This is a genomic window from Anaerovibrio sp. RM50, assembly GCF_000622005.1.
Lineage (GTDB): Bacteria > Bacillota > Negativicutes > Selenomonadales > Selenomonadaceae > Anaerovibrio.
Map to the genome: position 1 here is coordinate 1 of NZ_JHWV01000007.1, position 17,641 is coordinate 17,641.

At 43.1% G+C, this 17,641-nt stretch carries 18 protein-coding genes; 4 read left to right on the forward strand and 14 right to left on the reverse strand.

Features of this window, described 5'->3' with window-relative positions; translation table 11 throughout:
• Positions 1 to 53: 53 nt before the first annotated feature.
• Positions 54 to 1,453, forward strand: a protein-coding gene (locus T525_RS16025) for an IS3 family transposase (protein WP_156945588.1) whose coding sequence is annotated in 2 segments (ribosomal slippage) — positions 54 to 600 and positions 600 to 1,453 — 1,401 coding nt in all. Because the reading frame shifts where the segments join, the coding sequence is not laid out codon by codon here.
• A 457-nt stretch (positions 1,454 to 1,910) separates the two neighbouring features.
• Here the strand turns inward: T525_RS16025 and T525_RS0105255 are convergent.
• On the reverse strand, positions 1,911 to 2,405 hold the full coding sequence (locus T525_RS0105255; RefSeq protein WP_027406350.1) for an HAD domain-containing protein: 495 nt from the start codon (positions 2,403 to 2,405) through the stop codon (positions 1,911 to 1,913).
• A 42-nt stretch (positions 2,406 to 2,447) separates the two neighbouring features.
• The gene (locus T525_RS16770) at positions 2,448 to 2,939 is read right to left on the reverse strand and encodes an isoprenylcysteine carboxylmethyltransferase family protein (protein ID WP_027406351.1); all 492 of its coding nucleotides are present in this window, start codon (positions 2,937 to 2,939) and stop codon (positions 2,448 to 2,450) included.
• Positions 2,940 to 3,246: 307 nt separating this feature from the next.
• Between T525_RS16770 and T525_RS14295 the strand changes: the two genes are divergently transcribed.
• Together T525_RS14295 and T525_RS0105270 are read left to right on the forward strand one after the other, a co-directional pair.
• Positions 3,247 to 3,549 (forward strand): DUF4405 domain-containing protein, encoded by a 303-nt coding sequence (locus T525_RS14295; protein WP_072031627.1) that lies wholly within the window; start codon positions 3,247 to 3,249, stop codon positions 3,547 to 3,549.
• Between the two features lie 598 nt (positions 3,550 to 4,147).
• Positions 4,148 to 5,035: a DMT family transporter gene (locus T525_RS0105270; protein ID WP_027406352.1), complete on the forward strand. Its 888-nt coding sequence runs from the start codon at positions 4,148 to 4,150 to the stop codon at positions 5,033 to 5,035.
• Positions 5,036 to 5,252: 217 nt separating this feature from the next.
• Here T525_RS0105270 and cutA read toward each other — a convergent pair whose 3' ends face one another.
• Complete coding sequence (gene cutA, locus T525_RS16775) at positions 5,253 to 5,435, reverse strand: divalent cation tolerance protein CutA (RefSeq protein ID WP_156945590.1); 183 nt, start codon at positions 5,433 to 5,435, stop codon at positions 5,253 to 5,255.
• A 96-nt stretch (positions 5,436 to 5,531) separates the two neighbouring features.
• Complete coding sequence (locus T525_RS14305; RefSeq protein WP_084276910.1) at positions 5,532 to 6,509, reverse strand: LysR substrate-binding domain-containing protein; 978 nt, start codon at positions 6,507 to 6,509, stop codon at positions 5,532 to 5,534.
• Between the two features lie 146 nt (positions 6,510 to 6,655).
• On the opposite strand from T525_RS14305, the gene T525_RS0105285 reads away from it, so the two are divergent.
• Positions 6,656 to 7,447, forward strand: a complete 792-nt coding sequence (locus T525_RS0105285; protein ID WP_027406353.1) for an MBL fold metallo-hydrolase — start codon at positions 6,656 to 6,658, stop codon at positions 7,445 to 7,447.
• Between the two features lie 187 nt (positions 7,448 to 7,634).
• On the opposite strand, the gene T525_RS16780 is transcribed toward T525_RS0105285, so the two are convergent.
• The 10 genes from T525_RS16780 to recG form a co-directional block, all read right to left on the reverse strand.
• On the reverse strand, positions 7,635 to 7,820 hold the full coding sequence (locus T525_RS16780) for a DUF188 domain-containing protein (protein ID WP_084276912.1): 186 nt from the start codon (positions 7,818 to 7,820) through the stop codon (positions 7,635 to 7,637).
• An 8-nt stretch (positions 7,821 to 7,828) separates the two neighbouring features.
• Positions 7,829 to 8,389: a hypothetical protein gene (locus T525_RS0105295; RefSeq protein WP_027406354.1), complete on the reverse strand. Its 561-nt coding sequence runs from the start codon at positions 8,387 to 8,389 to the stop codon at positions 7,829 to 7,831.
• A gap of 28 nt (positions 8,390 to 8,417) precedes the next feature.
• Complete coding sequence (locus tag T525_RS0105300; protein WP_027397969.1) at positions 8,418 to 8,642, reverse strand: hypothetical protein; 225 nt, start codon at positions 8,640 to 8,642, stop codon at positions 8,418 to 8,420.
• Between the two features lie 310 nt (positions 8,643 to 8,952).
• Positions 8,953 to 9,891, reverse strand: coding sequence for an alpha/beta hydrolase (locus T525_RS0105305; RefSeq protein ID WP_027406355.1), 939 nt, complete (start codon positions 9,889 to 9,891; stop codon positions 8,953 to 8,955).
• 872 nt (positions 9,892 to 10,763) lie between these two features.
• Positions 10,764 to 12,128, reverse strand: coding sequence for a 23S rRNA (uracil(1939)-C(5))-methyltransferase RlmD (rlmD, locus tag T525_RS0105310; RefSeq protein ID WP_027406356.1), 1,365 nt, complete (start codon positions 12,126 to 12,128; stop codon positions 10,764 to 10,766).
• A 109-nt stretch (positions 12,129 to 12,237) separates the two neighbouring features.
• Positions 12,238 to 12,909, reverse strand: coding sequence for an HAD family hydrolase (locus T525_RS0105315; protein WP_027406357.1), 672 nt, complete (start codon positions 12,907 to 12,909; stop codon positions 12,238 to 12,240).
• Positions 12,910 to 13,011: 102 nt separating this feature from the next.
• Entirely contained in the window at positions 13,012 to 13,548 is a 537-nt protein-coding gene (locus T525_RS15520; protein ID WP_051533423.1) for an HD domain-containing protein, read from the reverse strand.
• 234 nt (positions 13,549 to 13,782) lie between these two features.
• Positions 13,783 to 14,967 (reverse strand): ATP phosphoribosyltransferase regulatory subunit, encoded by a 1,185-nt coding sequence (gene hisZ / locus T525_RS0105325; RefSeq protein ID WP_027406358.1) that lies wholly within the window; start codon positions 14,965 to 14,967, stop codon positions 13,783 to 13,785.
• Between the two features lie 33 nt (positions 14,968 to 15,000).
• Positions 15,001 to 15,297 (reverse strand): YerC/YecD family TrpR-related protein, encoded by a 297-nt coding sequence (locus T525_RS0105330; RefSeq protein WP_027406359.1) that lies wholly within the window; start codon positions 15,295 to 15,297, stop codon positions 15,001 to 15,003.
• 253 nt (positions 15,298 to 15,550) lie between these two features.
• Positions 15,551 to 17,617, reverse strand: a complete 2,067-nt coding sequence (gene recG, locus T525_RS0105335; RefSeq protein ID WP_027406360.1) for an ATP-dependent DNA helicase RecG — start codon at positions 17,615 to 17,617, stop codon at positions 15,551 to 15,553.
• Positions 17,618 to 17,641 lie beyond the last annotated feature (24 nt).

Genomic DNA, 17,641 nt, shown 5'->3' on the forward strand with positions numbered 1-17,641 from the left:
TGTAGAGACCCCCATAAGTTAGACTAAGTAATCTAACTTATGGGGGTCTTTTTATGGCAAAATACAGTGTTGAATTCAAATTGAAGATAGTTCAGGAATATTTGAAAGGGGATATCGGATACCATGCTTTAGCCCACAAATATGGTATACCTGACAAAAAACGTATTCAATTTTGGGTTGCAAAATATCGGGTAATGGGGGAAAAAGGACTTCAACGGTCAAGAAAAAATGAAACATATTCTTTCCAATTCAAGTTACATGCTGTAGAGTTATATTTAAGTACAGAGATGTCTTACCAAGATTTAGCACTTCAACTTAAATTAAAATCTGACGGGATTTTAGTAAACTGGGTTCGACGCTATCGTGCTGTTGGTATAGAAGGTCTCAAACCGCAACGGAAAGGCAGGCGGCCAAAGGTGCCAGACAAAACCAGCATTACACCTGAATGTAATATTAATCAAGATGAGAGACTTAAGCAGCTAGAAGAAGAAAATCTCAAGCTACGCATTGAGGTAGCCTATTTAAAAGAACTGAGGAGATTGCGCCTGGAGCAAGAGGCGCAGAAGCGCAAGCAAGGATCGCCCACAGTCTCCGAGGATCATTCAAATTAAAAGATATCCTTGCAGCTATTAAACTTCCAAAAGCCACCTATATGTATTGGCAGAAGCGATTTGACCGGGAAAATCCGGATGCCGAATTAGAGGCAAAAATCAAAGCAATTCGGCAGAGCGACAAGGACTTCGGTTATCGTCGAATTTATGGCAAGCTCCGCCAAGAGGGCTTTTTAGTCAATCATAAGAAGGTCCAACGTCTTGTTCAGAAATTGGGATTACAGGTAAAATCATTTGCCCACAAAAGCCGCAAATATAATTCTTACAAAGGAACTATTGGGCACGTTGCACCAAATCGGCTACGTCGCCGCTTTGATACATGTATTCCACATCAGAAAATCACCACAGATACCACTGAATTCAAGTATTATGAGATTGACAGCAAAGGGAATATTATCACTCGCAGAGCATATTTAGATCCGTTTCTTGACCTTTATAATCGTGAAATCATTAGTTTTAGTATCACGAAACGACCATCATCACAAGGTATTATGTCTGCTTTAGAGAAAGCAATTGACATTACCAGTGACTGCCCTTACCGTCGGACATTCCATTCAGACCAGGGCTGGCCCTATCAAATGAGAAATTATATAGACCGATTAAGAGAAGAACGTATCTTTCAAAGCATGTCTCGCAAGGGAAACTGTCTGGATAATAGCGTGATGGAAAATTTCTTTGGCCTACTAAAACAGGAAATCTATTATGGACATACCTATCACAGCTTTGACGAACTGGAACGAGCAATCCGACATTACATCACATACTACAATAAACAAAGAATCAAAGCTAAGCTGGGATGGCTCAGCCCAGTCGACTACCGTTTACGTCATGCCGCAGCATAAAAAACGGTAGCAGCAAATAATTGCTACTACCGTTAAGGTCTAACTTTATGGGGTCACTACACGGGGCAGCTCCGTGTTTTCAATAATACCAAGAGTCTACTATTCTGTATCTTCCTATATATGATATGTAAAGTTAATGCTGCTTGTATTTCCTCTGCGGTCATAATCAGAGGAAACACTTCCCCAATCATATTCCTTACTGCCAGTTATGCCATACCCCTTTAGTATTTCATCATGAAATTCTTTTCTTTTAATTTCCTTTTCTTTAATATTTGTTTGGAGAAATTATATCATTATATGGCAGCTCTTACCAATAATTTGAATTTCGATAATTTGCGCCAGGTAACTTTCTTATGGTAGAATATCCGCATATTAGAATACTTACTTACACTATTTCCCGTGGGGTGCCAGAGCCTTACGGGGGAAAGGGCCGGTCTATGGACTGGCTTTTTTTCTTTTACTTTCCCCCAAAGAAATTCATAATCCTCTGCCAACCGGATTTATCACTGTTTATCAGCTTTTTGACATCTTCCTTGTTGAAGCCTCTGGAGGCGTTGGTGTAGTAAATATTTATCTCCGGGGCGGTTTTAAACAGGGATTTGTCATCATCAAAAACAATATAATCCCTGATATTATGGGCCTTGCAGTAATTCAGTACGCTCCGCCCCCTGTCCAGCTGGTCAAGCTCCTCAGTCTTATCCAATATGCGAATTTTCTCAGGGGCCATGGCGTGAATTAACTCCTTTATATACACTGCATGAATTCCGTCACTATTGAAGCCAGTTTTCCAAGAAGAAGTAAGAACAATGCCCACCTCATGGTTATGTTTCTCGTTAAGATAGGCCATATATTCAAGAAAGCAGCTGATACATTTGCTATTTAAGGTGAATGGGCGTTTCCAGTCCATTTCCGTATTCAGCACCCCGTCCACATCCAGAAATATGTAAAACATAAAATCACAATCCTTCTTTTTATCCCGCATATAATATGGACATTATTTTACCCTGCGCTTACCGTGAAAATCAGGCAGCCACATGGGAACACTGTCCCTGTATACGATGTAATCCTGACCAAAGCGTTTTATTAGCCTCTTTTCCTCTACAGTCTTAAAGTATATACAATTGACAACGAAAAAGATAAGCGTATATATAAAAATACAACTACTGCTAAAAAGGAGCGCTTCTGATAAAAGAATACACAGGATTCCTAATAGCATAGGATTACGAACTCTTTTATAGGGTCCCTTAATGATGAGTCGTTTAGGCGGCGCTAACGGCGAAAGGGTTCCCTGGCCTACCTTATGGAAAAGCAACGTGGTTTTGATAAATAAGCCCAAGCCACCACAGAATAATATAACGCCTAAAACGATTTGTGAAATTGATGGAATGCACCACTGATAATCTGTATACCATAACAACAGGGTCGGTATTATGACTGTTACGTTAAAAGGCAATAATAGAATTGCCGTTAGCCAAGATTTTTTCATACAGCATTATCCTATCTGGAATTAAACAACACGTCCTAATCGCTGACAGCCTCTTTCTTGTAATAATTCTTGCCAAATCAAAGCTGGTTGAGTTGAACGACCCTCCATAAAAATTACAACCTAAAACATCCGATTTCTTTGGAGAAATTATATCATTCTATGGCAGTTCTTACCATTGCTTTATTTGGGGGCAGCGAGCTGTGTTTTGTTGGTTGCTTCCTTTATCCTCCTTTTTTATTATTTATTTATCTCCAGTTTAGATTTAAGCCTTATAATATACACAGTAATTAATGAAAGGGGTATCTCCATGAAGAAGAATTATTGGCTGGATTGGATACTATTTATAAGCGGATTGATTTGCATTGTTACTGGATTAATGCTGGATTTCCACCTTATTTCCGGTGGCAGGGAAGCAAGACTCTTTTACAGACACATACATACTTACAGCGATTATATTATGGGCGTTGGGCTACTATTGCATTTAATATGGCACAAGGACTGGATTTCCATGGCCACAAAAAGATTTTGGGCCGTAAAAATGCCCCTGCTCAGGACTCGGAAACAGTCTAAAACAAGGGCTGGAGCATTTTATAGCAGAACAGACCATTAAAATTGTACAGACCCATAAGAAAATGTAAGAAAGAAAATATGAGAAGAAAAGAGCATAGTAAAAGGAGCAAATCAAAATCTTCCAGCCGTTTTGTCAACTTCTCATCATTCATTTTTATCCCCCCTGTGTTATTTTTTGTGATTTAAATTCTTCCTGTTCTTTATATCCATGAGAGGATAAAAGTGTTATCTCTTTTACCTTTCTGCAAAAAATTTGGTTTTCCTGCAAAAAAGGAGCAGTCCATAATGAACTGCCCTCGTAGAAGTTTGTATTTGCTTATTATTAGCTGTTTGGCCTATCATTTGCAATCAGCAACTGGGCCGGTAGAGCCACCGATCAAAGCACAAAATCCCTTTTTCCCGTTTTTCTTTGCTGTACCAATACTATATACATACGATTAGGTATATAGTCCATAACAAGATTATTTTTCTATTTTGCTTTACCTACGGAATGATTATATAATGAAGAATTTACTTAGCAAAATAAACATCTATGGTCTATAACTGAACAACCAGATTTTCCGGTTTACTATCTGGTTTGCAATAGCAAGCTACAATGGCTATGTCACTAATAATAAAATTTTTTAGAAGGATATAAAATGAATAAACTAAATAACTTAAGCGTCAATGGAGCAACCATATTGATGGCTGCATTGGTAATCGCCAGGGGAACATCCTTCATGTTCTCCAAGCTTCTTCTAACAGACATGGGGCCACTAAGCCTGTTAGGAATAAGATTTTTATTGGCTTTTATTATTATATTCACGATATTTTTCAGATATATAAATAAAGCTGTAAAAAAAGACTCAACTGTCATACGAATAAGTGTAATCTTGGGAGTAATTAATTTTTTGTGTATGGCATCAGAATTGATTGGCCTGCAATATACTACCTCCTCCACCTGTGCCTTTATTGAAAATTCAGCAATAGTAATTGTTCCTGTCATGGAAGCCTTTTTGCTTCGCAGAGCCCCTTCATGGCAGATTATTGTATGTAGCATTGTTACAATGGTTGGTATTGCACTGATTACCATAGGAAGTGGATTTGATGGTTTTGGCATAGGTGAATTTTTATGTGTAATTGCTGCCCTGACCTTTGCCATAGCGATTATTATCAATGGCCGAAGCTCCAGAGCACACGATTCTTTTACAATAGGCCTATTAAGCGTTGGCACAATGGGTTTTATGGCAATAACAGCTGCCCTTGTTTTTGAGTCCCCGCATCTTCCGAATACTTCGGAACAATGGATGATGCTGATGATGCTTGTACTGGTATGCACCTGTCTGGGTTTTGTTCTTCAGCCGGTAGCGCAGAGTCGTATCAGTATTCAAATGGCAGGGGTAATGTTCGGACTAAATCCCCTTACCGCAGCTGTCCTGGGATGGATTTTTATGGGCGAAGCCTTAGGTACTGCTGGAGTAATTGGCGGTCTGCTGATTATAGTCGGTATAGTTGGCATCAGCTTACGAGACAAAGCTTATAGTTAAGTATGCTGTTTTATTAGTTTCCCCAATAGCTCTGTATTCGTAAATTTCCGCTATCAGGGCTGACTAAGGATTTCACCCATTATATGCGTCCATACTGGGCACACCATGAAATAAAGCAGAGGCTAGCCACTTAAGGCTAACCTCTGCTTTATTCTTCGGGTTCCATTGTTGATTATTCTACACCAATGCATTCAGTATTTGGTTCCTTTGATATTCTCTATTCACTGTATAGGCGAATGACATTGATAAGCGGTTCTTCGTAGGGATGTATAGCTCTAATTGCCTGAATGGTTTGTTTCAATTTATCCTTTTCCACATTTACCTCAACCTTCAATTCATCCTCTTCACATATTGCTCCTATTTCTCCTATATTCAGAAGTAAGCATATGGTTTGTATCACATAGAAGAACTACAGGTATCTTATATTTTTGAGCAATTTGTTCTGTCAGGCGGACCACCGGGCAGGCATCGGCGTCAACATAAATATTAGTCATTTCTACTCCACTCGTTCAAATCTATATTGTTGCTCAACCTCAGGATACTTCTTACGGTCCACTTCACTCATAAACATATCAAGCGGTCTTGCATTTGCAGGTAACCATTTCAGTAGGAAGGAACGGAAGTTTTGGCTAGCCTGAGTAAGAACTGTAGATTTATCCCAGACAAGATATACGGTTTGACCAATATCATCGCCTGTGCCTAATGGCTTTGAAATTATATCCGGGTAATTATTCAGTACAGCAGAGTAATCATAGCTAAGGTTTATAGCCTGATGCCGAAGAATCAGGTCGGTGATAATCATTTCATCGGCAGTTTCGGCTACAATGTCAACATTTAATCCTGGCAATAGTATATATTTATCAATATTATGTCTGAAACATTGATAGGCCCGCCCCTTGCTGACGATGCGCGCGCCTTCCAGATCCGTATAATCAATTTTTTCTCTGCCGGCCAGCGGATGCTGGCGATGGAGCCGCGCGCAGTACCGTGAAAAGAACAGTGGTTCAGCTTCGAAACGATTTTTGTCAGCTTCTCCTGTGACAATGGCAAAGTTGCATTGCTTTTCCAGCACGCCCTTCAAGGCTGCATCATCTGTCGTATCCACAGTGCTGAGAATAATATCTGGGTATGCATGGTGAAAATTCAAAAGGAACTCTGCCCCCAAGTAAGCCATAATGTGATCAAGCGCATATATAGTCACCACGCTTTTGGATTGGGACGCCAATGTGCTCATGCTCGCAATGCTCCGATATTCTGCCAGCAGCCGCTGCACATGCGGTAACAGTGCATTGGCATAGTCAGTAGGAACAAGGCCATGCGGATTACGGATAAAGAGCAGCTGCCCTAGTTCTTCCTCCAAAGTCTTAAGCATCTTACTGACACCTTGCCGCGACACATAGAGCTTATCTGCGGCACTTTGAATATTGCCTTGCCTATATACTTCGAGAAAATATTCCATTTGCTTCTGATTCATCAAATCCCCCCTCCTATTATTTTACAGCAACCTTTTTATTGCGTCAAAAGAGAATTTCCTTGCTTGTTGTACCTCAATATGAGCATTATACTAGAAGCATAAATTAGATAAAGCAATTCATAGTTTACAAAAAAGGAGACATGACCATGAAATTGACACAAATCCGCAATGCCACCAACCGCCTTGAATATGCCGACAAAACTTTCCTGATTGACCCGTGGCTGATGCCCAAGCACCAGTTTTCCTTCGTCGATGTTCCCGGCAAGCCTTATCATGTGCCGGATGAAATGAAGGAGCATTTGCCTATGCCCTTCTATGACCTTCCCATGCCGATGGAAGAAATACTCGCCGGAATTGATTATTATCTGGTAACGCATATCCATCCCGACCACATCGATATGTCCATGGATGGTACTGTGGGCGCACCTTTGGACAAGAATGTGCCTGTAATTTGCCAAAATGAAGCAGATGCCACTGTCTTCAAAAAATCCGGCTTCCACGATGTGACCGTACTTTCCGACGCAGGCATGCTGTTTGGCCAAGCAAAGCTGACCAAGGTACCAGCTCTCCATGGCACAGTAAATCCCTGTGGTGATGCAATGGGGATAATGTTTGAAAGCGAAATGGAAAAAAACTTTTATCTAGCCGGTGATACAATATGGTATTCCACAGTAGCCGACTCCTTGAAGCGTTGGAAACCGGAAGTCGTAGCACTCAACTGCTGTGCCGCCGAGACGGTGGAAAATGGCCGACTAATCATGGATGCCGAAGATGTCCACTGCGTTGCCAAGACTGTGCCTAACGCCAGACTGTATCTGACGCATCTGGATAATGTTGCCCATGCCGCACTCACCCGCCATACACTAAAGGGCAACCTTGCCGAACGTAATGTAACTAATTATGATATGCCAAAGGACGGTCAATCTATAATTTATTGAGGCTTCTACTCAACCTGGAGCAGCTCCAACAAGATTTCATGGGAATTCACCAAAGCAGGCTGGAAACCATTATCCAGGCACAAGGAAATTGATTTTCAGGTAAAAATGCCAAACTAAAACAGACCGCGAAACCAGTAAAATCAATGATCTCGCGGTCTGTATTTTTATAATTTCCAATAAGAACAACTTATTGGAATTCTATTACTTTATTTAGCAGTTGCTCAAATGCCTCCATGAATCTCTCGTCATCCTCGTCTGTCCTCTTACGGGGTCCCTTTATATGGTTTTTATGAGTGGCATTTCTCATTTTCTTTATAAAATGTCTCTTGGCAAGCAGGCCCTCAATATTCTCATTGGTATATAACGGTGTTATCTTTCCGTTTACGACCTATAGCTTAGCTTATTAAACTCTTTCAATAAGTTATCGGCCAATTCATGTTTTCCATCCTTTCTGAGCTTACCTACTGTAGCATCAATAAATGCTTTTGCAAGATCATCACCTAGTGGCATTACATTTTTGTACACTAAATAAGCAATTTGAGCGGCATTGCAGCCTTTTTTTACTATGACACCAATGTCACTAACGGCCGATATTATTTTCACTGGTATAGCAATTGGTTTAAAAACAGTTAGCGCTATCCCTTTTACGAAGCCACCAATAGACCATCCACCAGCAACTTTATCTAGTTCCTCATCAGTAAGTGTTTGCCCTGCAAGGTGATATTCTTCTAAAGTGAAGGGTAATTTCTCTGCTTTAGCCAATGGCTGAAGTACCTCTGCAAAATATTTGTCATTGTAGTCCTTTATGTCAATTTCTGTAGTAGATTCCGGTGGTATAGGATTTTTTTCGCAATAAATATTATCTGCTTCTTTTAGTTTTTTTCCAAGCTCCTCGTTCTCTAATACCTTGTCAAAAAACATTTTTACATTTTCAACAGCCATAATTTTTCCCTCCCATTAGTTGTATTTTTTATTTGTTCTTGTTATCTATATTTTTAATTTTTTCCATTGCAGGATTGCCGGCTGCAACCACCATATCCAGCTCATCATCTGTCATCTTCCCCATCATAATACCTTTCATGGCATTATCCCGACGGTGCATGAACAATAACTGATTCCTTAAAGTCTCCCTCACTGGATGCAGGAGAGAAAAATCAAAATCTTCCAGCCGTTTTGTCAACTTCTCATCATTCATTTTTATCCCCCCTGTGTTATTTTTTGTGATTTAAATTCTTCCTGTTCTTTATATCCATGAGAGGATAAAAGTGTTATCTCTTTTTTACTTTTCTGCAAAAAATTTGGTTTTCCTGCAAAAATGGAGCCTTCTCATTGGGTGAGATAGGCTCCGTTTTCATCTAAGGGTTTTATTCATCACGGCTCTTTGACATCTCAACTTCTGTGTCAATTTCTTTCACCAGTTCATTAGGTTCCTAATAATCCGTAAAGCACTTTTTGTCTATAACCGTAATTTTTACGCTCATACGGCTTTTTTACTCCCCTTACTATTAATTCCCCTCAGCCTGTGCCAGGAAATCAAAAATTCCCGACCAATATTTCTTGCTGTCTGTTGACATAGAATTGCCATGCCCAGCACCTGATACAATGAACTTTTCCTTTTTGGCTTTGCAAGCATCATATAGCTGCTCCATCATGACAGGAGGAATAAGCTTATCAGCCTCACCGTGAATGAACAATACTGGTACCTTTATTTTATCCATAACCTTTATAGGAGTCGCATCAGAAAGCATCACACCAGTTTTTATGCCACTGACTATGTCAATGCAATTCATAATAGGAAACTCTGGCAGATCGAAGAGAACTCCCAATTGGGTGGAAAACATTTCATAGACACTGGTATATCCACAATCCTCGATTACAGCCACAACTCCCTCTATATCATCTCTGGCAGCGGCCATCAATGCTGTAGCAGCGCCCATGGACACGCCATGCAATACGATTTCAGCATCTGGGTATTGTTCCTTTATTTTCCTGGTCCAAACAGCGATTTCTTCACTTTCCTTGACCCCCATGGTAATATACTGACCATCGGTTTCTCCCGATGCACAAAGATCTGGTGTCAAAACCTGATATCCATTCTGTAGATAAACTTCGGTATAATCCCCAGCACAATGCTGATTCATTCCATAACCATGTATTAAAATGGCCCAGCGTTTTCCAGTACGTGCTGTTGAAAAGTGGGTTGCTGCCAAATGCCGGTTATCAGAGGATATAGCACTCCATGTTTCTTTTAGTGCTATTGGTTCCGGAGGAACCGTTAGGTTTTTATCCTGAATATATGCACATGCCGCCGGCGGTGCCAACGGGTCGTTATCATTACCTCTCTTTAAGGCAAAATCTACAAAATAGTTCCCCACAGCGTAGCCCATAGCCACAACCGCTAATATCGCTGTCAGAAGTACTGCTACCAATATCTTTTTATTCATAACAGTTGATTGCCCTCCGTATTACACAAACCTTGTATCATTAAAATATACCACCATCACCATACATCCAGATACTGCGCTGCTTCCTCGCCTGTTTCAAAACACGATACCTCATATCCTCTTTTTCGCAAAGCTCTAGCTGTTTCTTCTATATTAGGCAAGTCTATCCCTCCCCTGCTCTCTGCTCCATATTATAGCATAATGCTGAATCGCAGGTGCAATTCCTCCAGCAATATAACGAGCTTTAAGATGTCCCCTTCCTCTTTAGGTGGGGGAAAACAAACTACAACAGCTGGTGAGAATATCTCACAGCTCGTTGAAACGCTAATTGGAAGATTTTTCTTCTAAAGAAGAAAAATTTGAACAATGGCGTTATAATAATTCACCACTCTACTTTTCTAACATCAATTCCACATCCTAGCACTCCCACATACCCAACTTATAAAAAAGGGCAGGTGTCATAAACATATCTATCCCACCCCAGTAATCATGCCTATTCCAGAGTAGATATGTTTATAGTTTCAGAACAACATTATCCCCACATTCCCAACTATGCCAATAGCAGTACCACATACTCTACCCTAATGCAAAAAATCAGCAGAGCAACATACCCAACTATCACTTTTAGTATGCTGCTATGCTGAAAATCACTAAAATACTGTCTTTCTGGCACAGCATTATTCCTTATTCTTATATTTATCAAATATGCCGTTAAGCCTTATAGGACAAGTGCTTATGGCATTTTTATTTTCTGTTAATTAGTGCTACGCTCTCAGCCGTTAACTGCTGCCAATCAGTCCTCGCTATCGCTCGACTTCTTGGGCAGTTTTGGCATGGTCAGTGCTAACTGATTTCTCGGGCAATCGCTTCGCTCATTTCCTCGTAATCAGAGCCACTGACTCAACGTGCGAGCTGGCGATAAACATATCCACTGGCTGGACTTTTTCAGCCTTATAGCCAAGTTTGTCCAGTATTTCCAGATCGCGGGCCAGTGTGGCCGGGTTGCAGGACACATAAACAATGCGGTTTGGCTGCATATTGGCAAAGGTCTTCAATACCACTTCGGTGCAGCCGGCTCTTGGTGGATCCACCACTATAACATCGGGGCGGATTCCCTGATTAAACAGCCTTGGCATTACCTTTGTGCAGTCACCTACTATAAATTCAGCGTTCTTAACGTTGTTTTCACGGGCATTTTTCTCCGCATCCTTAATGGCAGGGCTGACGATTTCCACGCCGTACACCTTGTGGGCCTTCTGGGCCAGATAAAGGCTGATGGTGCCCGTGCCGCAATAAGCATCAATAACTGTTTCCTTCCCCGTAAGCTGGGCAAACTCCAGGGCCTTGTCATAAAGCACCTCTGCCTGTTTGGTATTAACCTGGAAGAAGGAACGGGCAGACACATTAAAGCTGAACTTCCCCAGCTTTGCCTTTATAGTTGGACGGCCCCACAGCAGCTTGGTCTCACGACCCAATATTACATTATTTCTGTAGGTCTGAATATTCTGCTGCAGACTAACCATCTGAGGCAGACGGCTGCGGAGCATCTTGATGATTTCCTTTTCACGGCTCAGCTGCTTGGTGGCAGTAACCAGCACCACCATAAGCTGGCCTTTTTCACCAGTGCGGGCCACCACATGGCGCATTACTCCAGTATGACGGTCCTCGTCATATACAGGAATATTCAGCTTATCTATTACCTCTCGAACTGCACTGATGGCCTCGTTGTTGATTTTGTCCTGAATAATGCAGTCAGAGGAATCAATAATCTTGTGGGTTCCCTGGGCGAAGCAGCCGATAATGGTCCTGCCCTTTTCACGGCCCACCGGGAATGCCACCTTATTGCGGTAATTCCATGGTTCCTTTGCCCCGATAGTAGGCAGCACAGGCAAATTCTTAAGATGGCCAATTCTCTCCATGGCGTCCTTCACATGCTGATGCTTTGCCTTCAGCTGTCCCTCGTAGGAAAGATGCTGTAGCTGGCAGCCACCGCACTCCTTGTAAATACCGCAGGAAGGAACCACACGGTCAGGACTTGGCTTTAACACCTTCACCAGCTTGCCAGTGGCATAGCTTTTCTTAACTTCACTAATTTTTACAGTAAGCTCCTCATCTGGAAGTCCCCCCACCACAAATACAGTGAAGCCCTCAATTCGGCCCACGCCTTCGCCGCTACTGCCCAAGCTGTTGATTTTTATATTGTACTGCTTTCCCTTTTCTACAGGAACCTTAGCCATTTATTTTCCTCCAAAACGTAAAGAGGGCGTCACCCTCGGAATATTTGCATGGTTTATTATACCACAAACATCCGTGACTGACGCCACACCGTAATAATTACTTTTTCAATCAGTTCTTCTTTTTGAACTGAACCTCAAAGAGGAGATCAGTTGGCTTATCAAGAAGTATTTTTGCTCCATTCTTCAGAAGCTCATCGTCCTTGCGGAAGCCCCAACGGGCACCAATAGGCAGAAACCCGGCATTTACAGCCGTCTGCATATCCACGCCGCTGTCCCCCACATAAGCCACTTTATCAGGCTCAACGCCGATTTCCTTGCAAATCTCCAGACAAGTGGAAGGATCCGGCTTTCTTGGGTGACCAGGACGGTCTCCCATTACAACCTTGAAGGTTCCAGGCTCAAACAGAATGCTTATAATGGTCTTTGCCGCATCCATTGGCTTATTGGTGCAAACCGCCATAGGAACGTCCTTTTCAATAAGCTTCAACAACAGCTCACGGACACCTGAATAAGCACGGGTCTTGTTCAGCACCTTGCCATTATATATCTCCTTGAATTTTGCCAATGCCTTCCCGTAAAAGGTTCTGTCCTCGGATTTGTCTATTGGCAATGCTCTTTCCACAAGCTTGCCAACCCCATTTCCAACAAAATATTTATAAGCCTCAACATCGTGCTTTGGCAAATCGTATGCCGCAAGCATTTCATTGCAGCTGTCTGCCAAATCCTCTATTGAATTTATTAGTGTTCCATCTAAATCGAATATTACTGCTTCATAGCGCATAACTCTCCGCCTCTTCCTTCCATAAACAAATCTCGTACGATGAGTAATATTCTATAAAAAAAATTAATATCCTGCAAATTTCTCAATTTTTTTGTATTTTACCTAATTTAAGCGGTCTGCCTCCATCAATATCCTAAGAACAGCCTGCTCATGAGCTAATAATTCTTCATCTTTTCCACTGTGATGACGAAGTATAATATCCGCTTCGTGTATCATTCCCAGCTTCATCAGCTCGCTACAGCCTATTTCCGGGTGATTGTAATAGCGGTACATTATATCTTTAAAGTAGCTGTCACTTGGCTTTTGACTGTTTTCCAGAGACCAGCCATGGAAAAATTTATCCAGCAAAACCCCGTAGGATTTTCTGATGCTGTTCATCTTCGGCCCACGGCCAATATCATGAAGCAAACAGCAGCGCTTTAAAAAATCCATGTCAAAGGAGCCGGCAACGCCCTGTTTTTCAGCGATTTCCACCGCAGTTTTCATTACATTCAGGGTATGGCGCTGGTCGGCCACCGTCATTTGATAAAAGGCCTGCTGAGCCTCAGGGGACAGCAGGTCATTTATTGTATTCTGTTCTTCCTTGTCGGGCCCCTTGGCCAGGACCCCCTTAAAAAACTGAATTACTCTTTTTAGCATTTTTTTACCATAAAAACTGTTGCAAAATATAACGAGCTTTAAGATGTCCCCTTCCTCTTTAGGTGGGGGAAAACAAACTACAACAGCTGGTGAGAATATCTCCCAGCTCGTTGCGACACGAACGAAGTGAGTTAGTCCTTTAGGGAAACGCTAATTGGAAGATTTTTCTTCTAAAGAAGAAAAATTTGAACAATGGCGTTATAAGCTTTTGCCAAATCTTCCAATTTACAGGTCTCATTTCACGAATATCAGCTGCTGATATCCCTTTCCTGCCCTATATTCCTCGGCGTCCTGCTCCGTGGAAGGACCCATGGCCATCTCACAGGCTTCCCCTGCCATACGCAGCTTCTGAACTGCCTTTATGGCCTCCGGCTCCCTGCCCGGCGCAAAGGCCACATACACGTCACGCTGGGTCTCTGGAGCCTTCAGTCCGTGGCGCTCCAGAGCCAGCATTACCCGCTCAATGCCAAAGGCAAAGCCCGTGGCTGACATATCTGTACCAAAATTCGTCAGCATATTGTCATAGCGGCCACCGCCACAGAGGGGATACCCCAGCTCCGGGGTATATGCCTCAAATACCATGCCCGTATAATAGCTGAAATCACGGATTACGCCCAGATCAAAGGTAATATACTCAGAAACCCCGTAGGCCTCCAGAAGATTACAGATTTCGGAAAGATTGTCCAGAGCCTTTCGGGACTGCTCGTTGTTCACCATGGAATAGGCCTTCTTTAGAACTTCGCGGTTACCATGAAGAAGCGGAATCTCCTTAACCATACTTCTGGCATCATCGGAAATATCCGCCTTGTCAGCAATGGCATTGAGCCCCACCAGATCCCGGTTTTCAATGGCCGCACGGATTTTGCCCATTTCCTTGGAGCTAAGGCCGCACTGCTTCATAAGTCCGTTAATAAAGTCCACCTGTCCAAGGCAGATAATAAAGTCATTAAGTCCGGTCTTTTTCAGGGCAGAAATGGCCAGAGCGATAATCTCAGCATCTGCAGTGGCCTTGTCACTGCCCAAAAGCTCAACTCCCGCCTGATGGAATTCGCACTGGCGGCCGGTCTGGGCCTGCTCATAGCGGAATACAGAGCTGATATAGGACAATTTCAAAGGCAGCTTGTCTTCCTTCATACGGGAGGCAGCCACCCTGGCAATAGGAGTGGTCATCTCGTAGCGCAGAGCCATGGTACGGTTATTCTTGTCAAAGAGCTTAAACATGTGCGGCTCCAAATTGCTGCCATTGCCCATGGTAAGGGTGTCCAAAAATTCAACGGTTGGAGTCACAATCTCGTCATAGCCCCAAAGGTTGAATTCTTCAGCTATGGCCGCTTCAATGGCACGCTTGCCCGCAGCCTCACGAGGCAAAAAGTCTCTTGTTCCATAAGGGATTTCCAGAACCATATCTCTATTTTCCATAGTCACTTCTCCTAAGCCCAACTTGCTAAAATACTATTCCTTGTCCTTTAAGCGGTCAAGTACCAATGAATAACCGTCTGCACCATAATTCAGGCAACGCTTTACCCTGCTGATGGTGGCAGTGCTGGCACCTGTGCGACTCACAATATCATCATAAGTGTGACGATCCTGCAGCATACGGGCCACCTCAAGGCGCTGGCTCATGGCCTTGATCTCGCTGATAGTACAGATATCCTCAAAGAACTGATAGCATTCCTCCACAGTTTCCAGCTTCAAAACCGCCTCGCAAAGCTGGTCGTTCAGATCATCCCTAAGTTTTGGATTTACCATAAATACACCACCTGTTGTAATATTTTATGTTCATTCACTTTCGTGCTTTCACTCTTTCACACTTTACTTTGTGAAAATATAAATATATTATAACGCAATTGTTCAAATTTTTCTATAAAAATATATAAAAATGCCGCCACAGTTTTTAACCCATGACAGCATTTCAAAACCAACCATTTTTTTCACTAAAATTTCACTATTTTTTCACTATTTTTTACTATCTCTTCACTATTTCTTCACTATTTTCCACCAATCAGGTGTCCGTGATATTCATAAAATGCTCTTTATACTGCAGCTCCAAAATAGGCAGCACATAATCCAGATCCACCCTGTTTTCCATGGTTTCCAAGGCTGCACGGCGGGCCTCCAGCAATATATCTATATCCTGCAGTACATCCGCAATCTTCAAATCCGGCAAACCGTGCTGCATGGAGCCGAAGAACTGGCCGGGACCACGGAGCTTCAGGTCCTCCTCAGCCAATATGAAGCCATCGGAGGTGGTCTCCATAATCCGCATACGCTCCTTGGACACCTCGGTTTTTCCGTTGGTTACCAGCACGCAATAGGAGCTGTATTCACCGCGGCCGATGCGTCCCCGAAGCTGATGGAGCTGGGCCAGACCAAACTGCTGGGCATTTTCAATAACCATCATGCTGGCATTGGGCACATTTACCCCTACCTCGATAACTGTTGTTGCCACCAGCACCTTAAGGCGTCCCTCGTAGAACTCCTGCATAATGTCTTCCTTTTCCTTCTGCTTCAGCTTGCCATGAACCAGCCCGCAGGGTATATCCCGGAAAATGCCGTGAGTAAGCTCATCGTAAACCGCCTCCGCTGAAAGGAGACTACTTTCCTCGCTTTCCTCAATAAGAGGGCACACTACATATCCCTGACGCCCCTTGGAAATCTCATCCCGCATAAACTTATAAATAAGCTCCCGTCTGTCAGGGGTCCGCACAAAGGTCCGCACCGGCTTTCTCCCCGGGGGCAGCTCACGGATAAGGGAAACATCAAGATCGCCGTATACTGTAAGTGTCATGGTACGTGGAATAGGGGTAGCAGTCATAACCAGCACATCGGGCATAAGGGTACCCTTCTTTTCCAGCTCCGCCCGCTGATTAATGCCGAAGCGGTGCTGCTCGTCTGTTACCACCAGTCCCAGCTTTTTAAAAGCCACCTGCTCCTGAATAAGGGCATGGGTTCCAATAACAATATCTATCTGCTGGGCCGCCAGCTCCCCGTAAATCTGCTCCCGCTGCTTTTTCGTCAATTTTCCAGACAAAAGAGCCACCTTTATTCCAAGTGGCTCCAGCTGTTTAATGAAACCTTCATAATGCTGTCTGGCTAATATTTCCGTAGGAGCCATAAGGGCCCCCTGATAACCGTTTTCTACTGTCTTTACAAGGGCCAGCATGGCGATAACCGTCTTGCCGGAGCCCACATCACCCTGCACCAGACGGCGCATGGGCACAGAGCTCTCCATATCGTTGCAGATATCATTCCAGGCCTTCCCCTGGTCCCCCGTCAGCTTAAAGGGCAGCAGTCCCATAAGCTTTTCCACCATTACGCTGTTGAGGCCGTGTCTTATGCCCTGCTTCTTCTCCTGTGTCCGCTTCTTCAGCATCATAAGACCGCACTGAATGAGATACAGCTCCTCAAAGGCCAGACGATTTCTGGCCTGTTTTACCTTCAGGAAGGTATCGGGAAAATGAATGGACTGAAAGGCTTCTCTGCGGGATAACAGATTATAATGCCTTAAAATATTATCCGGAACCACCTCCGGAATGGAATCCACGCTGCTTAGCAGTTCTTTGATGGATTTGCGGAAAAATTTCTGATTAAGGGCCTCTGTGGAAGGATAAATGGGAAGTATGCCCAGTCCCCTGGTTTCGTCCTCATCAGCGTCCATTATTTCAAAGGAAGAAAGCTGGCTCATGGCGTACTGGCCCTGGCCCCCAAAGGCAAATTCCACCTTTCCTGTGGCAAAAACCTTTTTGCCTGGCTTCAGCTTTGCCTTTAAAAAGCGCTGATTAAACCATGTTATCTGTATAAATCCCGTGCCATCACTGATCATGGCTGTCAGAATAAACATATTCCGCCGCCCGGCCCGCTTTTCCTGCAAAGATGTAATAACACCTGAAACTGTGGATTTTTCCCCCGGCTTCAGCTCCCCAATAGGGGTAATGCTGCTTTGATCTTCATAGCCACGGGGATAGTGAGTCAGCATATCAAATATCTTGCTGATGCCTAATTTTTTAAGGAGCTGAGCCTTCTTTGGTCCGATTCCCTTCAAATATTGAATATCCTGCTCCAGCTCCATGAAAAACCTCCAAGACTACAAAAT